This window comes from Bacillus sp. XB1, from assembly GCF_053557995.1.
This window is the reverse complement of sequence record NZ_JBNRIL010000002.1, coordinates 22,550-40,377: the sequence shown is the minus strand read 5'-3', so window position 1 is coordinate 40,377 and position 17,828 is coordinate 22,550. Positions and strand designations below refer to the sequence as shown.

Genomic DNA, 17,828 nt, shown 5'->3' with positions numbered 1-17,828 from the left:
ACTATGGAAGAAGTATTACACATAAAAAACGTCTCAAAAGTATATGAGGGGAAAGTCCCTCATACTGCTTTAAAAAATATAAATTTACACGTGGATAAAGGGGAATTCGTTGCCATTATGGGACCATCTGGTAGCGGAAAATCTACATTTTTAAACGTTATCTCTACAATCGATTCTCCGACTTCTGGTGATGTCGTAATTAACGGAAAAAAACCGCACACATTTCGTAGAGAGAAGTTAGCTATTTTCCGCCGCCAAGAGTTAGGATTTGTTTTCCAAAACTTTAACCTACTAGATACACTAACAATCGGTGAAAATATCGTACTACCTTTAACATTAGATAATGTTCCATTAAAAGAAATGGATGAAAAGCTTGATAACATTTCAAAAAAGCTTGGAATTGATCATATTTTGGACAAGCGTATTTTTGAAGTTTCTGGGGGACAAGCACAGCGTACCGCAGTAGCACGTGCTGTTATTCATCACCCTTCTCTCTTACTAGCCGATGAACCGACAGGAAACTTAGATTCAAAAGCGGCAATTGACGTAATGGAGTTATTTACGAAATTAAATAAAGAAGAAGATGCAACGATTTTAATGGTTACGCACGATCCGTTTGCAGCAAGTTATTGTAACCGTGTTATTTTCATTAAAGATGGCGAGCTTTACAATGAACTGCACCGCGGATTATATCGCGAGAAATTTTATCAAGAAATATTAGATGTTCTAGCGTTATTAGGAGGAAGACGTGGATGACATTTTGGCAATTCGCATTTAAAAATGTCTCGCGTAATTCGAAAGCATATTTCGCCTACTTTGTAAGTAGTGCTTTTTCTATCATGGTTTTCTTTTCATTTACTGTATACGCGTATCATCCGCGCTTACAGAGTGTACAAAGCTTTCAAGAACGTGATCCTCTAATGAACTTAGCTAGTACAGCACAACTTGTGATCGTTATGTTCTCGTTCTTCTTTCTCTTATATTCAATTGGAACATTTTTAAATGTTCGGAAGCAGCAATTCGGGATACTCACTATTCTTGGTATCTCACAGAGACAATTAAAAAGATTGTTATTTACCGAAAACATGATAATTGGGATATTATCTATCTTTATCGGCATTCAAGGTGGACTTGTATTTTCTAACTTTTTCTTATTAGTCACTTCGAAATTAACAAGTGCGAAAGGTCTCTATTTATATTGGCCAACAGAAGCGATTATCGTTACAACCGTAACGTTTATCATTTTATTTTTAATCGTTTCTACATTTACACCAATGTTTATTCGTACTCGAAAGACAGCCCACCTCATTAAAGGGAACAAGAAAATGCCAGCTGAAAAAAGACCATCTATACTCATCTCTTTATTCGCTTTAATTTGTTTAGGGCTATGCTATTATATCGCTGGTTATCCGCGAGGCTACGTAACGGAAAAAAATGTGCAAAATGGATCTGTCTTTTTTATTATGTTATCTATTTTACCGCTCGTAATAGTCGGGACATATTTATTCTTTTCACAAACATTCCTTCTTTTCATCTATATTTTAAAGAAGCGCAGAAAGTTTTATTTGAAACAAATAAATATGTTATGGATTTCAGATTTAGTTTCTCGTACACGCAGTAATATTAATGTACTCTTTATTGTTTCTATGCTATCTGCACTTGCATTTACGATTATTATTGGATTATTCGCCGCTAATAACAATACGAAGGCATCAGTATTAGAGCGATATCCCGTTCCCTTCACGTATACATCAGAAGGTGACAATTCCCTTGAACAAAAACATATTTCTACAATTGAAACGGAGCTTACAACTAATAATTTTCTTTACAAAAAATATAAGTTTACAGTATTAAAAGATACAGCTTCCAAAGAAGATATTATGCTTATGAAGATGAGTGATTATAACGCAATTGCTAAACAATTGAAAAGACCGGAAATAACAATTGATTCTACAGAAGTGTATATTATTTCTCGCCACTCACCAGAACTTCTCGATCTCGTATCTAATCCATTTGCAAAGCAAAATACGATTACACTTGGATCTAATAAAAAAGAATTTCATATTAAAGGGTTTATTAATAAGGGAATCGAACCATCATTTGCATTCCCTCATTTAGCTGTCGTACAAGATTATGTATTTGATAATATGATTCCTCATATTGAAACAACTGTAATCTATAACTATTTCGTAGAAAACTGGGAAAATGCAATCGTTCCAACAAAAAATATGTTACGTGTTATTAGTGGTGATGCACGTGAGTTCTACGAAAAGCATACAGAAGAGAACGCTCAAGTTCCTTTCTTCATACACACGGCTACGGATGAACTCATTTACGGTAAAGGAAATGCAGTTGCTCAATTTTTTATTTGGGCATTTCTCGGCTTTATTTTCTTTATCGGTGCGGCTAGTGTTCTATACTTCCGTATGTATAATGACTTAACAACTGAAAGACAAAAGTATATTACGATTACAAAGCTTGGCTTAACTGAATCAGAAATGTTTCGCTCTGCAACCATTCAATTAGGAATTTTATTTTTCGTTCCTTACATCGTTGCTGGTGTTCACACGTTATTTGCGGTTAAGTTTTTACAAAGCATGTTTTCTTTCTCATTACTAAAAGAGACATGTATCGTACTCACCTTTTTCGGGATTATCGAGATTATTTTCTTCTTCTTAATCCGCTCTCTGTACATTAATAAATTATCACAGCATATAAAAATATGAATAAAATGGCCTTGTGCATATTGCACAAGGCCATTTTCAATAGTTTTTAATAATTAGCAGCAATATCCGCCGTAGCCACCATATCCGTAGCCGCCGTAACCGCCATAACCACAACCGCCGCCTCCGCCGAAGCAGCTAGCACCGATGATAATTAATAAAATAAACAATACGATTAGAAGCGCAAAACCGCCTCCGCAACCATGTCTGCGGTTACAATCATCATGTCTGTGTTCACACTTTTCGCTCATTACCCTATTCCTCCTTTAGTATCATTCATAACAAGTTCACCTTGCTCTAAATGAGGGGATTCCATTTATATTATGTTTTCAGGGCGAATAGGAAGCTTGGCTTACCTAAAAACGGGCTTGTTTCAGAAAATGAGCCTTATCAAGATGTAGGTATAAAACATTTGACATACTAATAATTTCTTACTAATATTTAATTGAACGATCAATCATTTTTTTGATTATGCATTCAAATTATATAAATCAGGAGTTGAATAGCGTGACTGATTCTTTTATTGCAGAGGCTAGGCGTGAACAAATTATTCTTGCATGTATTGATACATTAGAAGAGGTTGGATATAACAACTTAAGCTTAACGAAGGTGGCAAAAAAGGCTAAGATTAGTACCGGACTTATTTCTTATCATTTTAATGATAAGCTTTACCTTATGAACCGTACATTACAATTTTTAGTTGCCAAACAACATGAATTTATTAGTAATCGAGTACTATTAGCTCAATCTGAAATAAATAAACTAGAGGCTTTTATTGAAGCACACTTGGCTTATCAAGAAACTCATTACAAAAATAATATTGCCTTAATTGAGATTGTCTTTAATGCAAGAAATGAAGAGAACATTCCTTATTACAGAATCGAAGACGACGAAGAGGATGCTCTTAGAACGATGTTATTAGATATTTTGAAGACTGGACAACAAAATGGTGTGTTTTCTAACTCTTTTCAAACCGACACATTAGCTTCATTTATTTTAGGAGCAATCGAAGAAAGAATGTTGAAGGCAAATTCATCTATATCCATAGAAAATTACTCAGATGAGCTCATAAAAATGGTGAAAAAACTCACTATTTAAAACATGCCCTGGTTAAAAAATATATATAAGAAAGGATGAACTACACATGAAAAAGGCATCTGTCATTGGATTAGGTTTTTTAGAAAAGTTACTTGCTATAGTAAGTCCAATCCTTTTAGGCGTTATTGGATATTTTTCACCTAAATTAATAGAGATTATAAAAAAGATTCCTCTCTTTTCTGATTCAAAAATTATAGAACTTTTAAATTTTATTAATCCCTTCTGGCTTCCTATTATCCTCATGCTAATTGGTGTTATTGCAGGAATTTTATTTTCTTTAATTATTTATAGTGAAGCTTTAAAAATGAACATTACTTCGGAAAGCATTCACGTGAATAAGGACGATCAAAAGAAACAAATCACCAGATCAAATGTAAAAGCCGTTTTTGTAGATAAGCGTCAAGTGGTTATCATTGATCAAGAAGACCGAGAATGGTTACGTGAAACATCTGACATTACCCCAAGCAAAATTAAAGATACTTTCTTAACGCACGGCTTCCCCTGGGTGGAACAAGATCCTTATAAACATGAGTATAGCTTATGGAAATTAGAGGATGCGCGATTTAATAAAAGCATAAATACTATTTTGTATGAAAGACGAAATGCCCTTCGAGAAGGAAACTCGAAAAAAAAGAAGCATTTACGCAAAGATTTGAATGAGCTAGGAGTCTTTGTCAAAGACGATGGAGAAAATCAGTATGTCCGTTCTATTAAATAATAGGACAATAGAAAAAAGATATAAAAAGCACCTTGCCCTGTATATTTGTAAGTAACTACGATTAAAAAATAGCAAAACCCACAGAGAAATTGAATTTCTCCTGTGGGTTTTATTAATTAAAATGGGCTTTTCTCCCTAAAGAAACATATTCAACAAAAGAGCAAAACCAAATGCAATAAATGATAACAATGTCTCGAGTACCGTCCACGTTTTAAACGTTTCCTTCACCGTCAAACCTAAATACTCTTTTACAAGCCAGAACCCTGCATCATTTACGTGAGAAAACATTAATGATCCTGCACCGGTTGCAATAACTAGCAACTCTAAATTCACACCAGACATGTGCTGAATAACTGGTGAAACAATCCCTGCTGCTGTCGTTAATGCTACTGTAGCTGAACCTGTTGCAATTCGAATTAAACCAGCTACCATGAAAGCTAATACAATTGGTGATAACGAAATATGTTCTGCCATTTGTGCAATAGCTGTTCCAACGCCGCTTTCAATTAATATTTGTTTAAATCCACCGCCTGCACCAATTATTAAAATAATAGAACCGACAGGCAATAAACTTTCATCTGTTAATTTTTTAATCATCTTTTTATTAATACCTTGTTTGATACCAAGTAAATAAAATGCTGCGAAACATGAAATAAGTAAGGCGATTACTGGACTCCCTATAAACACAAAAAATTCAGTCAATTTTTTCGGTAATGAAATATATGGTGCAACTACTGATAAAATCATCAATACAACTGGTAATAAAATAATAAAGAATGAAACTTTACGACTTGGCAAATCAGTTGATACTGTCGTAACTCGAACAAGCTCCGGTTCATTTTCAGGTATAACCCTCTTATGTACCCACTTTGCAAATATTGGGCCTGCGATAATGGCTGTTGGTAACGCGATAATTAATGAATATAAAAGTACCTTTCCTAAGTTCGCGTTATAAATACCGATTGCTGTCATCGCCCCTGGATGTGGTGGTACGAGCCCGTGAACAATAGATAATCCTGCAATGACAGGTAACGCAATTAATAATATATTTTGCTTCGTCGTTTTTCGAATTGAAATAACGAGTGGTAATAAAATGACAATCCCCACTTCAAAAAATACGGGAATCCCTATAACAAACCCTGCAAATAACATAGCCCAAGGTAATTTTTTTACGCCGAAAAATCGAATAAAGAAATCTGCAACTTGCATGCCTGCCCCTGAATCGGACATCATTTTTCCTAAAATTGTTCCAAGTGCTAAAATACCAACTAAATGCCCTAGTACACTACCAACACCAGTTTCATAGGCAGCCACTATTTTCGTTAAGTTCAGTCCAGACATAATAGCTAAAAATAAACTCGCAACTGTTAAACTAATAAATGCATGCCATTTCCACCATGATACCCCTAAAATAACAATTGTGATCGCAAGTAACGTGACGATTAATAAGTATATATCCATCTCTCATTCCCCTTACTTTTATCCCGATTGGTGTGAGCTAATAATTAGTGGATGATGCCCTCCTCCACTAATTAAAGTTTTACTTTATAAAAAAAGAGGGAACATCCCCTCTTTTTTATACGTCATAATTCACTACATAATGCTGCATCTCTGTATTGTAGTAGCCTTCGCTATATTCAATTACTTCGCCAACTTCATCGTAAGAATAACGCATACGTTTTAATAGCGCTGTCCCCTCTTTTTCACCTAGCGCTTCTGCAACGAAACTAGGCGCGAGTCCAACAGCGAATTCATCTCTGAAGTTTTCTAGGTGAATGCCTCGGTCTTCAACTAAATCATAAAGCGATTGCAAGTCAAAGTCCGATAAATCTGTACTTGCCATTCCTGCTGAGAAATAGTGCGTATAATGAATGTACGGTGCATCATTTAACGTGTATAAACGTTCAATACGAAAACTCTCCTTACCGAATAATCGAAATGGCACCGTTCCTTCTTCAATCTGAACGATTTCTGCTTTTAGCAATTTTTTTTGTACTTTATATCCTTCTTCCACTAACACTTCTGTAAATTTCTTACCTTTTGACAACTTTGTCGCAGAAGTATTGCGGATAACTTTCGTTCCTTTACCGCTTTTCTTTTCTAAATATCCTTCTTGAGCGAGTTCTTTAATCGCATTACGCACTGTAATTTTGCTCACTTTGAACTCTTCTTCTAACTGCGGTTCGGAAGGAATATTCGTATGAATCGCATATACACCATGCAATATTCGATCACGAATAATATTTTTTATTTGTAAATATAATGGTCCTTTTTTTCTCGTTACGTTCACCGTTACACCCACTACCTTTCTACATCACCTACTGATGCCGTCATTGCCCGAAGTATATCCTTCTCTGATGACATTGGCGTATCACCGACGATTGTATGTGCAAGCATTCCAGCTGCTGACGCAAATGAAACAGCTTTCTCTGGTGCAAACTCTTCTATCTCGCCATGAATAATCCCGCTCGTATAAGCATCTCCAGCACCTATTCTATCATATACAGAAAACGTAAGTGTTTTTGCAAAAGTGAACGCGCCATCTTTACATATAAATCCGCGAAGCGAGTGTGTATTATCACTGTTAATAGAGCGATGAGTACCAGCGATTGTAGCGATATGATACGTTTCAGCCACCTTTGGAATAAGATCAACAAGCTGCGCCTCTCGCTCCGTTTCTTCTGTTTTCATTCCAAGAACGAACATCGCATCTTTTTCGTTCATCATAACGATATCAGCAAGCCCCAGCATTTCTTCATAATGCGGTTTTGCCTGTTCATATCCGTCTTCTCCCCAAAGTGAGGGACGATAATTACAATCAAAAACGACGGTTCCTCCGTTTTCTTTAACTGCTCTCGCTAAAGATTTCATATGATGACGCACCGTATCATTCATCGCAAGTGTAATACCGCAAAAATGAACGATATCAATTTCCTTTGCGATTTCTTCAAATTGATACATTTCTTCACATGCCGTATTGAAGCTACTTTCTAATCGATTCGAATATGTAACGCGGCTTGCACGTGCACCGAATCCATTTTCTAAAAAATACATACCTACATATTTACCGCCTCTTGAAACAAGAGAAGTTTGAATCCCTAACTTTTGAATGTAAGATACAGCTGCATCTCCAACCGAATTTTCCGGTAAAGTTGAAATAAGAAGCCCTTCATGCCCTAAGTGAGAAAGTGCCGCTGCAACGTTCACACCTGTACCTGAAAATGAGTAATTTAACGTGTTAGCTTGCGACAACAATTCATATCCAGGTACTTGCATGCGCATCATTACTTCGCCAAACGCTGCAATTTTCTTACGCATATTGATCAACTAGCTTCTTCACGACTGCTAATAATTCACGAACATCTTCTACTTTCGTGTTACCAGTTTCTTTATCAATAATAGAAGAGTACACGTGCGGGATAACTTGCTCTACGTTTGCTTCAAGCGCAATACGTACAATTGTTTCGAAGTTTTCTTTATCAATTCCGCCTGTTGGCTCTAATGCGAATCCTTCTTCCGCACAAGCTTTCGCAACTGCACGATATTCTTCTTCATGAGCTAAACCTTTCATTGGGAAGTATTTCAATGAATTTCCGCCCATATCACGTACAATTGCAATTGCTGTTTTAATTGGAACGATTGCTTTTTCTTCTCCAGCTGCGCTAATTGGACCAGTAGAAATATTTACGTAACCTACTTTTCCTGTTGGCGATACTAAACTATTAATCCAGCTATCTTTTTCGCCAAGATTTGCACGTGTAGCTCCAACTGAAGGGAACACTTGGTTAATATGGCTGCCAGGATAATGCTTCGCAATCTCAGCTACAACTGCCGCTTGGCGATTATCTCCTGCTCCTAGTCCGATTGATACAGCGTCATCAATTTCTTTTCCGTATGCTTTCATCGCTGTAACGGCTTCTTCTACTGTTGGGTAGTCTTTTGATAATACCCCCACTACTACATACCCTTCTGCTGCTTCAAAAATATCTTTCGCATTTCGGGTATTGTTCGCTAATACATTTAATGCTACGCGGCCTTTATAAAAACGTTTTTGAATATTTGTCATTTTAGTTTCCCCCTACAATTTCTCTCAATTTTTCTTCAATTACATGTATGTCATCACCTTGAAGTGGACGTGGATCAATATCAAAGAATCCTTGTCTTACTCCGTAATCACGTGTATAGATTGCGATTTCCCCTTCGCGTAATGCTGTCACAACGTCTTTTGCCGATTTATTTAACTCTTTTTCGTTAATATGAATACGTGCTCTAAAGATTGCTCTTCCGGCTTCATCTTGAACGATCGTTACATTTACACCTTTTAATTCTTTTAGCGGCATAAGTACTTGTAGCAATTCTTTTTCTTGCTCACTTTTATCTTCTTTTACTCCGTACTCATCAAGCGCTTGAAGTAAGCCGAAAGTTGTTTCTTTCCCAACTTTCATACTTCTTCCGATGCAATGTAATTGCACTTTCAGCCATTCAATATACTTTCTTTTACCGCCCACAATACCAGAAGTAGGTCCTTCAATTGCCTTTGAACCACTATAAATAGCAAGATCTGAATACTTCACATATTTTTGAATGTCTTCTTCAGCTGCTGCATCCACGATAAGCGGTACGTTATTTCGCTGCGCAACTTCCCATGCTTCTTCAACAGAAATCATATTTTTTTGCACTGCATGATGTGATTTCACATAAAGAATTGCTGCTGTATTTTCGCCAATCGCATCTTCAATATGCTCTGCTTTCCCTTCATTTGCGTAGCCAACTTCTACAAGTTTACCGCCGCCTAAGTAAATCATCGTTTCAACAGGAGCACCGTATTGAACGTTATGACCTTTTAACATAATTACTTCGTTTTTCGCGATTACTTCTTGATGAAGTCTTTCACTTTTACGGCGATTTCCTTCCGTCACGATACCAGCGATAGAAAGCGCAATGCCACTCGATGCTGAGTTCACAACGACCGCTGCCTCTGAATCTAGAATTCTCGCAATATGGTCTCCCGCTTTATCTACTAAATCAGCAATTTCCACATAATTTTGTCCACCATGTTTCATCGCATCCATAACTGTATCTGTAGGAGCGGATACACCTAAAATACTCATTCTACCGCTCGCATTAATTACTCTTTTTAATCCGTACTTAGCATTCAATGAATGACCCATTGATTACAACCCCTTTCGTATCAATCCTTCTTTCAGTAATGCGCTGATCCCCTTCTGAATCAATTAACGTAACCTTCTCATCTTTCACTGTAAATAAAGTTAAGTTTGCAATATCTCCTTCTTGAATGCGGCCAAGCTCTGGTTTTTTCAGCCACTCTGCTGCATTTTTCGTAACCGCGTCAATTACTTCTTCTAGCGGATAACCTAAGTAAAGGAATTTCGAAAGAACGTGAGCCATACTATACACGGGACCGTGTATACGATTCTTCCGGTAAATATCTGTACTAATTGTATTAAAAGCAATACCGTGATGCTTCGCCGCCTCTGCTACTTTAAAAGAAAAACTAGCATTACCGTGACCAACATCTAAATGAACACCACGATTCACTGCATCTAGTAATACAGGTAGCGGTTTGCCTTCTTCATCGAATAAATTATTTTCTTTCCCGTTTAAGTAATGTGTAATGACATCATCTTTTTCTAAAAGAGGTACAACTTCCTCAATGTGAGGAGGCGCTGAACCGATATGTACCATAATTGGTAATGATGTTTCACGGGATAAAGAGCGTGCAACATGAAGCGGTTCAATTCCGCTATCACAAACGACACTTTTACTCATTCTCGCCTTTAACCCAACGATTACATCTTTATACTTTTCTACTGCTTCTATTACTTTCTCTTTATCTATCCATTCCATATTGGACAATTCATCAATTCGTTTCAAACCGATGCGAGAAATATTCAAAAAGGCAAATAAATTCGTTTTCGCCTGTTCTCTACTTTTTACTAAATCTGCAATACGATCAGCTCCGCAGCTACCCGCATCAACAATTGTCGTTACCCCTTGCTTAACGCCAATTTCATCTACCTCATCGCCATACGGATTAAACTCCGGAAAAGCATGAACGTGCAAATCAATCCAGCCACTCGATACGTAAGTACCAGAGTAATCAAGAACCTTTCCACCCTCACCAGCACCAGCTTTCGTCACCTGTACGATTTTGTTATTTTCAATTACAATGTCAATCTCTTCCCCGTTCACACGTTTCACATTACGTAGTACGAATCGTTCTGTCATTGTATTTCCACCCTTTTCTATAAGAAGCCATAAGAATACGCTTACATTTAAGTTTCATTTTTTATATCTCTTTCACACGTTTAGCGTAACACAAAAAAAGTTAGAAGTAAATATAACGTTATAATGTTTGAAAGTGAATAAAAAGATGCTCCTCCAAAATGGTAGTAGTATAGGAAATTATATCAACGATTTTTTGAATATATCTATCATAACTTACAATATATCAACGATTCGACAAGGAATATCGATTTACCGACAAAAAAACTTCAATTCCTTTCTTATATAAGAAAAGGCTGTCCCAAATGGCACAGCCTTTTTCTCTATTCCTGAACCGTCACAATAACCCCATCCATATTATTCCCCGAAATTTCATACTGCTTGTTTGCCGGAATGTTCACTTTCATATTCTCAGAAACTTTATAATAAGAAACAGTATATTTCTTACCTTCTACTTCAGTTGAAATCTCTTTTTCCTCTTTTAAAAACTCTAAATATTCCTCTAGTGTGAAATTCTTTTTTTGCATAATTGCGCTATGAGGTAGGCCAACATAACGGATATGCCATGGCTCATATTGAATTCCAGTAATGTTACTTTTATTTTTCGGATAACGTAATACAAAGCCATGCTTCCATACGTTCTCTTCGATCCATTTTCCTTCAGGCGCTTTCTCCATCTTCTTTTGCGTTGATCCAACGTCTAGTGATAATCCTAAATTATGTTCACTATATCCTGCTGGAAGCGCGTAATCAGATCCCATTTCTTTATATAATTTACTTTGTTCTTTAAAATCTCGATACCCACTACTCATTAAGAAATGCTGTACGCCATCTTTTCCAGCCGCATCGACAACGTTCAAAAACTTTTTTACAACATACTTTGATAAACGAAGATTTCTATCAAATATTACGTAGCCTCTTACTAATTCACTATTATGATTTACATTTATAATATCAGACCTAATACTATCTTTTTTTACTGGATAATCCCTATTAACTAATAATAAATCACCCTTATAAATTTGTTCCTTCGTAATCTCTTTCCTCTCGGTATTTGCCGCCTTTACTAGCTCATCTTTTCCGACAATTTTAACATCGATTTCCTTTTGAAATAACGGTGATATATAAAAGCCTACACATACTGTGCATGCTATAAAAAAAGAAATAAATACCCACTTTTTCATTTCTAGTTCCTCCTTAACGTAACTTACGTATAGAATAGAAAAAACTATTAAAATAAAAAGTGGGGTAAAGTTTAAATTTTTATTAAATTGTTAAGTTCTCGTCTTTTGGCAATCGCACTTCAAACATTGTTCTAACTACATTACTTTCAGCAGAAATTGTACCGTTATGCTGCTCAACAATATTTTTCGCAATAAACAGTCCAAGGCCTGTCCCGCCACGGTTCTCAGTTCTCGATTTATCACCTGTATAAAACATATCAAAAAGATACGGTAAATCTTCTTCTGGAATGCTGTCTCCATAATTCATAACTTGTACGACAACTTCTCCATTATCGATATACCCATTCAGATCAACAAATTGCCCATCATATCCGTATCGAACGGCATTTGTTAACAAGTTTTCAAATACTCTAGCTAGCAATTTTCCATCACCGTTAATTGGCAAATGAGGATCAATATTCAACCTAGCTTGTAAATGATGTTTCTCTAATAAAGGATACAATTCCTCATCTAACTGTATAAGTAGTTCACTTATATCAATCGGCTTTTTATCCAGCTTTAGCATGCCATAATTCATACGTGTAATTTCAAATAACTCATCAATTAAACTTTCGAGCCTTTGCGATTTCGTATATGCAATTGTGGAGAAATGTTTAATTTGTTCTTTTGTTAAATTCTCATCTTTAAGAATTAAATCTAAATACCCTAACACGGATGTTAATGGAGTTCTTAAATCATGAGCTAAGTTTACAACGAGCTGATCTTTACTACTTTCAGCAAAGTCTCCTCTTTCCACCGCTTCTTTTAACTTTTCACTCGCAACATTTATTTCACGTGCGATATCTCCAAACTCATCGTTTGATGAAACTTGAACTTTATTCGTAAAGTTACCGTTCGCAAGATGATGAATCCCGTTAGAAATCTCACTAAAATACTTTAAATACGGTTTTGTCAAAAAGAAGAAAAAGATAATAGATAACGGAATAAAGAAAATTAAAAAGAAGTTAATGTCTCCAACTTCCCTTACCACTGACCTAAATTGCGCTAAAGGCTCTTCGTAGCGAACCATCGTTTTATAATACAGCTGCAATCCTTTATAAATTATATAAGTTACAGTTGCTGCAAGCACCATACTTAACGCAAATAAGGCAATCATTTTAAATCGAAAACTTTTCATCATATTAGCCATTGAAAGTATAACCTACTCCCCACACTGTTTTTATTAATTTATCCTTTCTTTTATCTTCCCCAAGCTTTTTCCGCAACGTACGAATATGTACCATAACTGTATTTCCGCCTTCATAATAATCATCTGCCCATACTTGCTGAAAAATATTTTCCACATTATACACTTTCTTCGGATGGCTCGCTAATAAATATAAAATATCAAACTCTTTCGGTGTTAACTCAATTTGCTCTCCATAGACGTTCACTGTTCTTCGCTCAGGATCAATAATAACTCCGCCTATCTCTAAAGCAGATTTATTCTCCGCTACTTTCGGCTGATTTAATGTAAGAAACCTACGTAATTGTGCATTTACACGCGCAACTAATTCAATCGGTGTAAAAGGTTTCGTCATATAATCATCTGCGCCTAATACAAGACCTGTCACCTTATCAAAGTCCGAAGTTTTCGCACTTAAGAAAATGATTGGCATATGGTGCTTCGCGCGAATTTGACGCGTCACTTCATACCCATCCATTTTCGGCATCATAATATCTAAAACCACTAAGTCGATTGGCTGCGTTTCAATAATATGAACAGCCTCTTCCCCGTCTGCTGCCTTCACGACGTGGTACCCTTCTTTTTCTAAATGTATCTCAATTAAATCAGCAATTTCTGCCTCATCATCCACTATTAAAATTGAAATGCGCTTCATTTTACTCCCCCTTTTATACGCTCGATTGTAAACTAGTCTATCCAATTTGTACAATACGAAAAGGTTACCCATTAGAGTAACCTTTGTAAATAAAATTATATCAGCGATTTTCCAAATATATCGACCATAACTTGAATTATATCGGCGATTTCTCAATTATATCGACCGTAACTCGCATTATATCAGCGATTATTGAAATATATCGACTTACCGACAATTAACAACGAAATTCGCCCGCTACTTTAAAGACTCAAGTTACCGCTCCAAAACAATTCGCTGTTTCGTGATCTCCGCCAACCTTCCGCGGTCTACTTCATACTCAGCTTCAACACTTTGCGGCACCATAACTTTCCCGCTCTCAAGCATCACTTCCGGCGAAATAATATCCTGCTCCCAATGTCTGCTAGAAGCAGATATATCGCCTGGAATCGTAAAGTTCGGCAATGAGGCAAGCGCAACATTTTGTGCTCTTGAAATCCCCATCTCCACCATACCGCCGCACCAAACGGGTATGTTGTGCTCCATGCAATAATTATGGATTTGAACCGATTCTGTTAATCCGCCCACTCGCCCTGGTTTAATGTTCACAATTTGGCAGCTACCAAGGGTAATCGCAACGCGTGCATCTTCTAAACTATGAATACTTTCATCTAAACAAATCGGCGTTTCAATTTTCTTTTGCAACTCCGCGTGATCAAGAAAATCATAATCGGCTAACGGTTGTTCAATCATCATTAATTGGAATTCATCTAGTCGTTTCAGCCTCTCCGTATCCCCTAATGTATATGCTGAATTTGCATCTGCCATTAGCGGGATATGCGGAAACTCTTTTCGAATCTCTTTCAATAATTCGTAATCATGCTCTGGCTTTATTTTCACTTTAAAACGCTCGTACCCTTCTTCTGCGTACTTTTCGATTTGTTTTAACATAACCGGAATTGTATTGATACCAATTACAACACCGACCTCAATTTCAGGTCTAGTCCCGCCTAGTAATGTCGCTAATGACTTCTTTTGTCGCTTCGCATATAAATCCCAAACAGCTCCTTCTATTCCTGCCTTTGCCATTCGGTTTCTTTTTATATGCTGGAACAAACTTGGCACTTCATTCGGATGAGAAATTTCAGCCTTTAATAAATCAGGTAATAAAAAATCTTGCAGTACATGCAATGCTGTCTTCACTGTTTCTTCCGTATACCACGGTTCAGAGAAGGCGACGACTTCGCCAAATCCAATGTATCCGTCCGTATCCTCTAATTTAATAACGATGCTCTCACGCTTCTCATACGTTCCGTAGCTTGCAGCAAACGGGATTACGAGTGGCATTTCTGTTATATGAAGTGTCGCTTTTTTTATTTCCACTTACCTCTCCTCCACTAATTTTCTTAACTCTCGTCTTAACAATTTTTTCGAAGCGTTACGTGGTAATTCCTCTAAGAAACATGCTTTCTTCGGCACTTTATATTTCGCTAATTTCTCCTCGCAAAAGTGAAGAATTTCTTCTTCTGTTACCGCCCCGCTTTTCACAACAAAAGCAGCGGGTACTTGTCCCCATTTATCGTCAGACATACCGACAACACCAGCTTCCGCTACCATCGGATGAGAGAGTAACACTTCTTCAATTTGAGCTGGGTATATATTCTCTCCACCAGAAATAATTAAATCGCTGCGGCGGTCTAATACGTATAAAAATCCTTCTTCATCTAAATAACCGAGGTCACCAGTATGAAGCCATCCGTTTTGAATTGTCTCACGCGTCGCATCTTCACGGTTAAAATAACCGCCTGTTACGTTCGGCCCTTTTACTACAATTTCGCCTTCCGCATGTGGCGGCACTACTACGCCGTCTTTTTCAATACGAAGTTGGCACTGAAATAGTGGCTTTCCAGCTGATCCTACTTTCGTTAACATGTAATCTGCGGACAACGTACAAATTTGCGAAGACGTTTCTGTCATACCGTACGTTTGATACACAGGAATTCCTTTATCTACACATGTTTCGAGTAACGGTTTTGGCGCTGGTCCTCCGCCAAGTAACATACATCGTAAAGAAGAAGGATATGTTTCTTCTCCAAGTCTCTCTAATAAATCAGTTAACATTTTTGATACGACTGAAATAATCGTTACGCCTCTCGTTTGAAGTGCTGTATGAATAAAATCAGCATCATATTTCGGAACGAGTAAAATGCGCATGCCGTACATAATATTTTTCATTAGAAGAGATAACCCGCCAACATGGAACATCGGCATACACGCTAACCAGCAATCATCATCACGAAGTCCTAAATTAAGCGAAGAGCCAACCGCGCTGGCCCAGTGATTACCGTACGTTAAAATAACGCCTTTCGGTTTCCCTGTCGTCCCTGACGTATAAATAATCGTCATCGCTTCTTCTAAAGAGAATTCTTCTTGTATAGAGGCTTCCTCTTTTGGTCCATTCATCACCTCGGCGAATGAATAGACAGGAACATCTTTAGCATCAAATTCTTGATCGGTCACTAAACAAATAACTTCAGCATCATCCATTTGCCAAAGTAGCTCTTCTCTTGAAAGACGCGTATTTAAAAGCACAGCTACTGCCCCTACGTACGATAGGGCGTGAATAACTGTAATCATCTCCATACCATTTTTCATCAGAACAGCCACCTTTTGTCCTCGCTTCACTCCTACATGCGTGAGGTGTTCACAAACAGATACTACCTTTTCATGCAGCTGCATAAAAGTAACTTTCTCTTCCTCTATTTCAATTGCAGTACGATCTGGTGTTAAAAATGCACGTTGCTTTAACCAATTTGGCATCGTCTCCATCATACATTCTCCTTTCATGAAAGAAAGAGACTTGATGTGACATCAAGTCTCTTAGTTGTTTTGTTTCTGGTTTGATCTCATCTAGCTACAGCGGCTAGAACAGTCGGTCGTTTCACGCCTTCCTACGAGGCAAAAAGCGCCTCTACGTCAGGAGTTCCAACGCCCTCTTGTTCTAAGCGAGCCGCTTCCGCTTTTGGTTTCATCTAGCTGCGCCTCCTAGCCCCTTCCGTCTAAGAACCTTCCGCACGAGAAAGTAAAAAAACACTTTCTGTGCGAAAGAACCTTAGCCTACGAGGCTAAACAGTCGGCTCCGCTTTTGATTTGATCAAGGGAAACGAGGGAATTGACCGAAGTCCGGACTGCGTTTTTCTTTGAATGCGTCGCGACCTTCTTTTGCTTCGTCAGTTGTGTAGTACAATAACGTTGCATCTCCAGCTAGTTGTTGAATACCAGCTAGACCGTCTGTGTCTGCGTTGAATGCAGCTTTTAGGAAACGAAGTGCCATTGGGCTGTTTGCTAAGATTTCTTGTGCCCATTGTACTGTTTCTGCTTCAAGTTGTTCTAATGGTACTACTGTATTTACTAAGCCCATATCAAGCGCTTCCCCAGCACTGTATTGACGGCATAGGTACCAAATTTCGCGAGCTTTCTTGTGGCCTACCATACGAGCTAAGTAACCAGCTCCGTATCCACCGTCAAAGCTTCCTACTTTAGGACCTGTTTGTCCGAATACAGCATTTTCTGCAGCGATTGTTAAGTCACATACGATATGAAGTACGTGTCCTCCACCGATTGCATAACCTGCTACCATTGCGATAACTGGTTTAGGAATTGCGCGAATTAGACGTTGTAAGTCTAATACGTTTAGACGTGGGATTTGGTCGTCACCTACATATCCACCATGACCACGAACTTTTTGGTCGCCGCCAGAACAGAATGCACGTCCACCTTCACCTGTTAAAATGATAACGCCAACATTTGCATCATCACGAGCTTGTGCAAAAGCGTCGATTAACTCCATTACCGTTTTTGGACGGAATGCGTTATGTACTTCAGGACGGTTAATCGAAATTTTTGCGATACCATTGTATGTTGAATAAATAATATCTTCGTAATTGCCTTCTTTTACCCATTCAATAGCCATTACAACTACCTCCTTGTATATTTCTGA

At 37.5% G+C, this 17,828-nt stretch carries 17 protein-coding genes; 4 read left to right on the top strand and 13 right to left on the bottom strand.

The features are described from left to right. Window positions 1-3: 3 nt before the first annotated feature. Window positions 4-756, top strand: a complete 753-nt coding sequence (locus ACK1U5_RS15395; protein ID WP_000393250.1) for an ABC transporter ATP-binding protein — start codon at window positions 4-6, stop codon at window positions 754-756. Then, entirely contained in the window at window positions 753-2,726 is a 1,974-nt protein-coding gene (locus ACK1U5_RS15390; protein ID WP_000144954.1) for an FtsX-like permease family protein, read from the top strand. Before ACK1U5_RS15395 ends, ACK1U5_RS15390 begins: the two co-directional genes overlap by 4 nt. 53 nt (window positions 2,727-2,779) lie before the next feature. On the opposite strand, the gene ACK1U5_RS15385 is transcribed toward ACK1U5_RS15390, so the two are convergent. After that, complete coding sequence (locus ACK1U5_RS15385; protein ID WP_001290395.1) at window positions 2,780-2,974, bottom strand: YjcZ family sporulation protein; 195 nt, start codon at window positions 2,972-2,974, stop codon at window positions 2,780-2,782. Between the two features lie 256 nt (window positions 2,975-3,230). Between ACK1U5_RS15385 and ACK1U5_RS15380 the strand changes: the two genes are divergently transcribed. Beyond that, window positions 3,231-3,821: a TetR/AcrR family transcriptional regulator gene (locus tag ACK1U5_RS15380; protein WP_000132246.1), complete on the top strand. Its 591-nt coding sequence runs from the start codon at window positions 3,231-3,233 to the stop codon at window positions 3,819-3,821. 46 nt (window positions 3,822-3,867) lie between these two features. Further along, window positions 3,868-4,539 (top strand): YqeB family protein, encoded by a 672-nt coding sequence (locus ACK1U5_RS15375; protein ID WP_087875849.1) that lies wholly within the window; start codon window positions 3,868-3,870, stop codon window positions 4,537-4,539. A gap of 135 nt (window positions 4,540-4,674) precedes the next feature. Here ACK1U5_RS15375 and gntP read toward each other — a convergent pair whose 3' ends face one another. From gntP to menB, 12 genes are all read right to left on the bottom strand, one after another. Then, a complete protein-coding gene (gene gntP, locus ACK1U5_RS15370) occupies window positions 4,675-6,000 on the bottom strand; it encodes a gluconate permease GntP (protein WP_000356187.1) in 1,326 nt (441 codons plus the stop codon). Between the two features lie 115 nt (window positions 6,001-6,115). Further along, on the bottom strand, window positions 6,116-6,841 hold the full coding sequence (locus ACK1U5_RS15365; protein WP_000539269.1) for a GntR family transcriptional regulator: 726 nt from the start codon (window positions 6,839-6,841) through the stop codon (window positions 6,116-6,118). Further along, window positions 6,841-7,857, bottom strand: coding sequence for a sugar kinase (locus ACK1U5_RS15360; protein WP_087875851.1), 1,017 nt, complete (start codon window positions 7,855-7,857; stop codon window positions 6,841-6,843). Before ACK1U5_RS15360 ends, ACK1U5_RS15365 begins: the two co-directional genes overlap by 1 nt. After that, the gene (gene dagF / locus ACK1U5_RS15355) at window positions 7,850-8,605 is read right to left on the bottom strand and encodes a 2-dehydro-3-deoxy-phosphogluconate aldolase (RefSeq protein ID WP_061654862.1); all 756 of its coding nucleotides are present in this window, start codon (window positions 8,603-8,605) and stop codon (window positions 7,850-7,852) included. Before dagF ends, ACK1U5_RS15360 begins: the two co-directional genes overlap by 8 nt. Before the next feature lies 1 nt (window position 8,606). Beyond that, window positions 8,607-9,710 carry a DgaE family pyridoxal phosphate-dependent ammonia lyase gene (locus ACK1U5_RS15350; RefSeq protein ID WP_087875852.1) on the bottom strand — a complete coding sequence of 368 codons (1,104 nt, stop codon included), beginning with the start codon at window positions 9,708-9,710 and terminating at the stop codon, window positions 8,607-8,609. Beyond that, window positions 9,688-10,788, bottom strand: coding sequence for an amidohydrolase/deacetylase family metallohydrolase (locus tag ACK1U5_RS15345; protein ID WP_087875853.1), 1,101 nt, complete (start codon window positions 10,786-10,788; stop codon window positions 9,688-9,690). Before ACK1U5_RS15345 ends, ACK1U5_RS15350 begins: the two co-directional genes overlap by 23 nt. 320 nt (window positions 10,789-11,108) lie before the next feature. Then, on the bottom strand, window positions 11,109-11,969 hold the full coding sequence (locus ACK1U5_RS15340; RefSeq protein WP_087875854.1) for a M15 family metallopeptidase: 861 nt from the start codon (window positions 11,967-11,969) through the stop codon (window positions 11,109-11,111). 82 nt (window positions 11,970-12,051) lie between these two features. Then, window positions 12,052-13,158: a HAMP domain-containing sensor histidine kinase gene (locus ACK1U5_RS15335; RefSeq protein WP_000002610.1), complete on the bottom strand. Its 1,107-nt coding sequence runs from the start codon at window positions 13,156-13,158 to the stop codon at window positions 12,052-12,054. After that, window positions 13,151-13,849 (bottom strand): response regulator transcription factor, encoded by a 699-nt coding sequence (locus ACK1U5_RS15330; RefSeq protein WP_000822516.1) that lies wholly within the window; start codon window positions 13,847-13,849, stop codon window positions 13,151-13,153. Before ACK1U5_RS15330 ends, ACK1U5_RS15335 begins: the two co-directional genes overlap by 8 nt. Before the next feature lie 255 nt (window positions 13,850-14,104). Next, the gene (gene menC, locus ACK1U5_RS15325) at window positions 14,105-15,211 is read right to left on the bottom strand and encodes an o-succinylbenzoate synthase (protein ID WP_048568038.1); all 1,107 of its coding nucleotides are present in this window, start codon (window positions 15,209-15,211) and stop codon (window positions 14,105-14,107) included. After that, window positions 15,212-16,657 (bottom strand): o-succinylbenzoate--CoA ligase, encoded by a 1,446-nt coding sequence (locus ACK1U5_RS15320; protein WP_189644833.1) that lies wholly within the window; start codon window positions 16,655-16,657, stop codon window positions 15,212-15,214. It abuts the gene before it with no gap. A gap of 325 nt (window positions 16,658-16,982) precedes the next feature. Further along, on the bottom strand, window positions 16,983-17,801 hold the full coding sequence (gene menB / locus ACK1U5_RS15315) for a 1,4-dihydroxy-2-naphthoyl-CoA synthase (RefSeq protein ID WP_000963886.1): 819 nt from the start codon (window positions 17,799-17,801) through the stop codon (window positions 16,983-16,985). Window positions 17,802-17,828 lie beyond the last annotated feature (27 nt).

Coding starts and splice junctions, on each gene's coding strand:
- ACK1U5_RS15395 (WP_000393250.1), top strand. CDS start 4: ATGGAAGAAGTATTACACATAAAAAACGTCTCAAAAGTATATGAGGGG.
- ACK1U5_RS15390 (WP_000144954.1), top strand. CDS start 753: ATGACATTTTGGCAATTCGCATTTAAAAATGTCTCGCGTAATTCGAAA.
- ACK1U5_RS15385 (WP_001290395.1), bottom strand. CDS start 2,974: ATGAGCGAAAAGTGTGAACACAGACATGATGATTGTAACCGCAGACAT.
- ACK1U5_RS15375 (WP_087875849.1), top strand. CDS start 3,868: ATGAAAAAGGCATCTGTCATTGGATTAGGTTTTTTAGAAAAGTTACTT.
- gntP (WP_000356187.1), bottom strand. CDS start 6,000: ATGGATATATACTTATTAATCGTCACGTTACTTGCGATCACAATTGTT.
- ACK1U5_RS15360 (WP_087875851.1), bottom strand. CDS start 7,857: ATGCGTAAGAAAATTGCAGCGTTTGGCGAAGTAATGATGCGCATGCAA.
- dagF (WP_061654862.1), bottom strand. CDS start 8,605: ATGACAAATATTCAAAAACGTTTTTATAAAGGCCGCGTAGCATTAAAT.
- ACK1U5_RS15350 (WP_087875852.1), bottom strand. CDS start 9,710: ATGGGTCATTCATTGAATGCTAAGTACGGATTAAAAAGAGTAATTAAT.
- ACK1U5_RS15345 (WP_087875853.1), bottom strand. CDS start 10,788: ATGACAGAACGATTCGTACTACGTAATGTGAAACGTGTGAACGGGGAA.
- ACK1U5_RS15340 (WP_087875854.1), bottom strand. CDS start 11,969: ATGAAAAAGTGGGTATTTATTTCTTTTTTTATAGCATGCACAGTATGT.
- ACK1U5_RS15335 (WP_000002610.1), bottom strand. CDS start 13,158: ATGGCTAATATGATGAAAAGTTTTCGATTTAAAATGATTGCCTTATTT.
- ACK1U5_RS15330 (WP_000822516.1), bottom strand. CDS start 13,849: ATGAAGCGCATTTCAATTTTAATAGTGGATGATGAGGCAGAAATTGCT.
- ACK1U5_RS15320 (WP_189644833.1), bottom strand. CDS start 16,657: ATGGAGACGATGCCAAATTGGTTAAAGCAACGTGCATTTTTAACACCA.
- menB (WP_000963886.1), bottom strand. CDS start 17,801: ATGGCTATTGAATGGGTAAAAGAAGGCAATTACGAAGATATTATTTAT.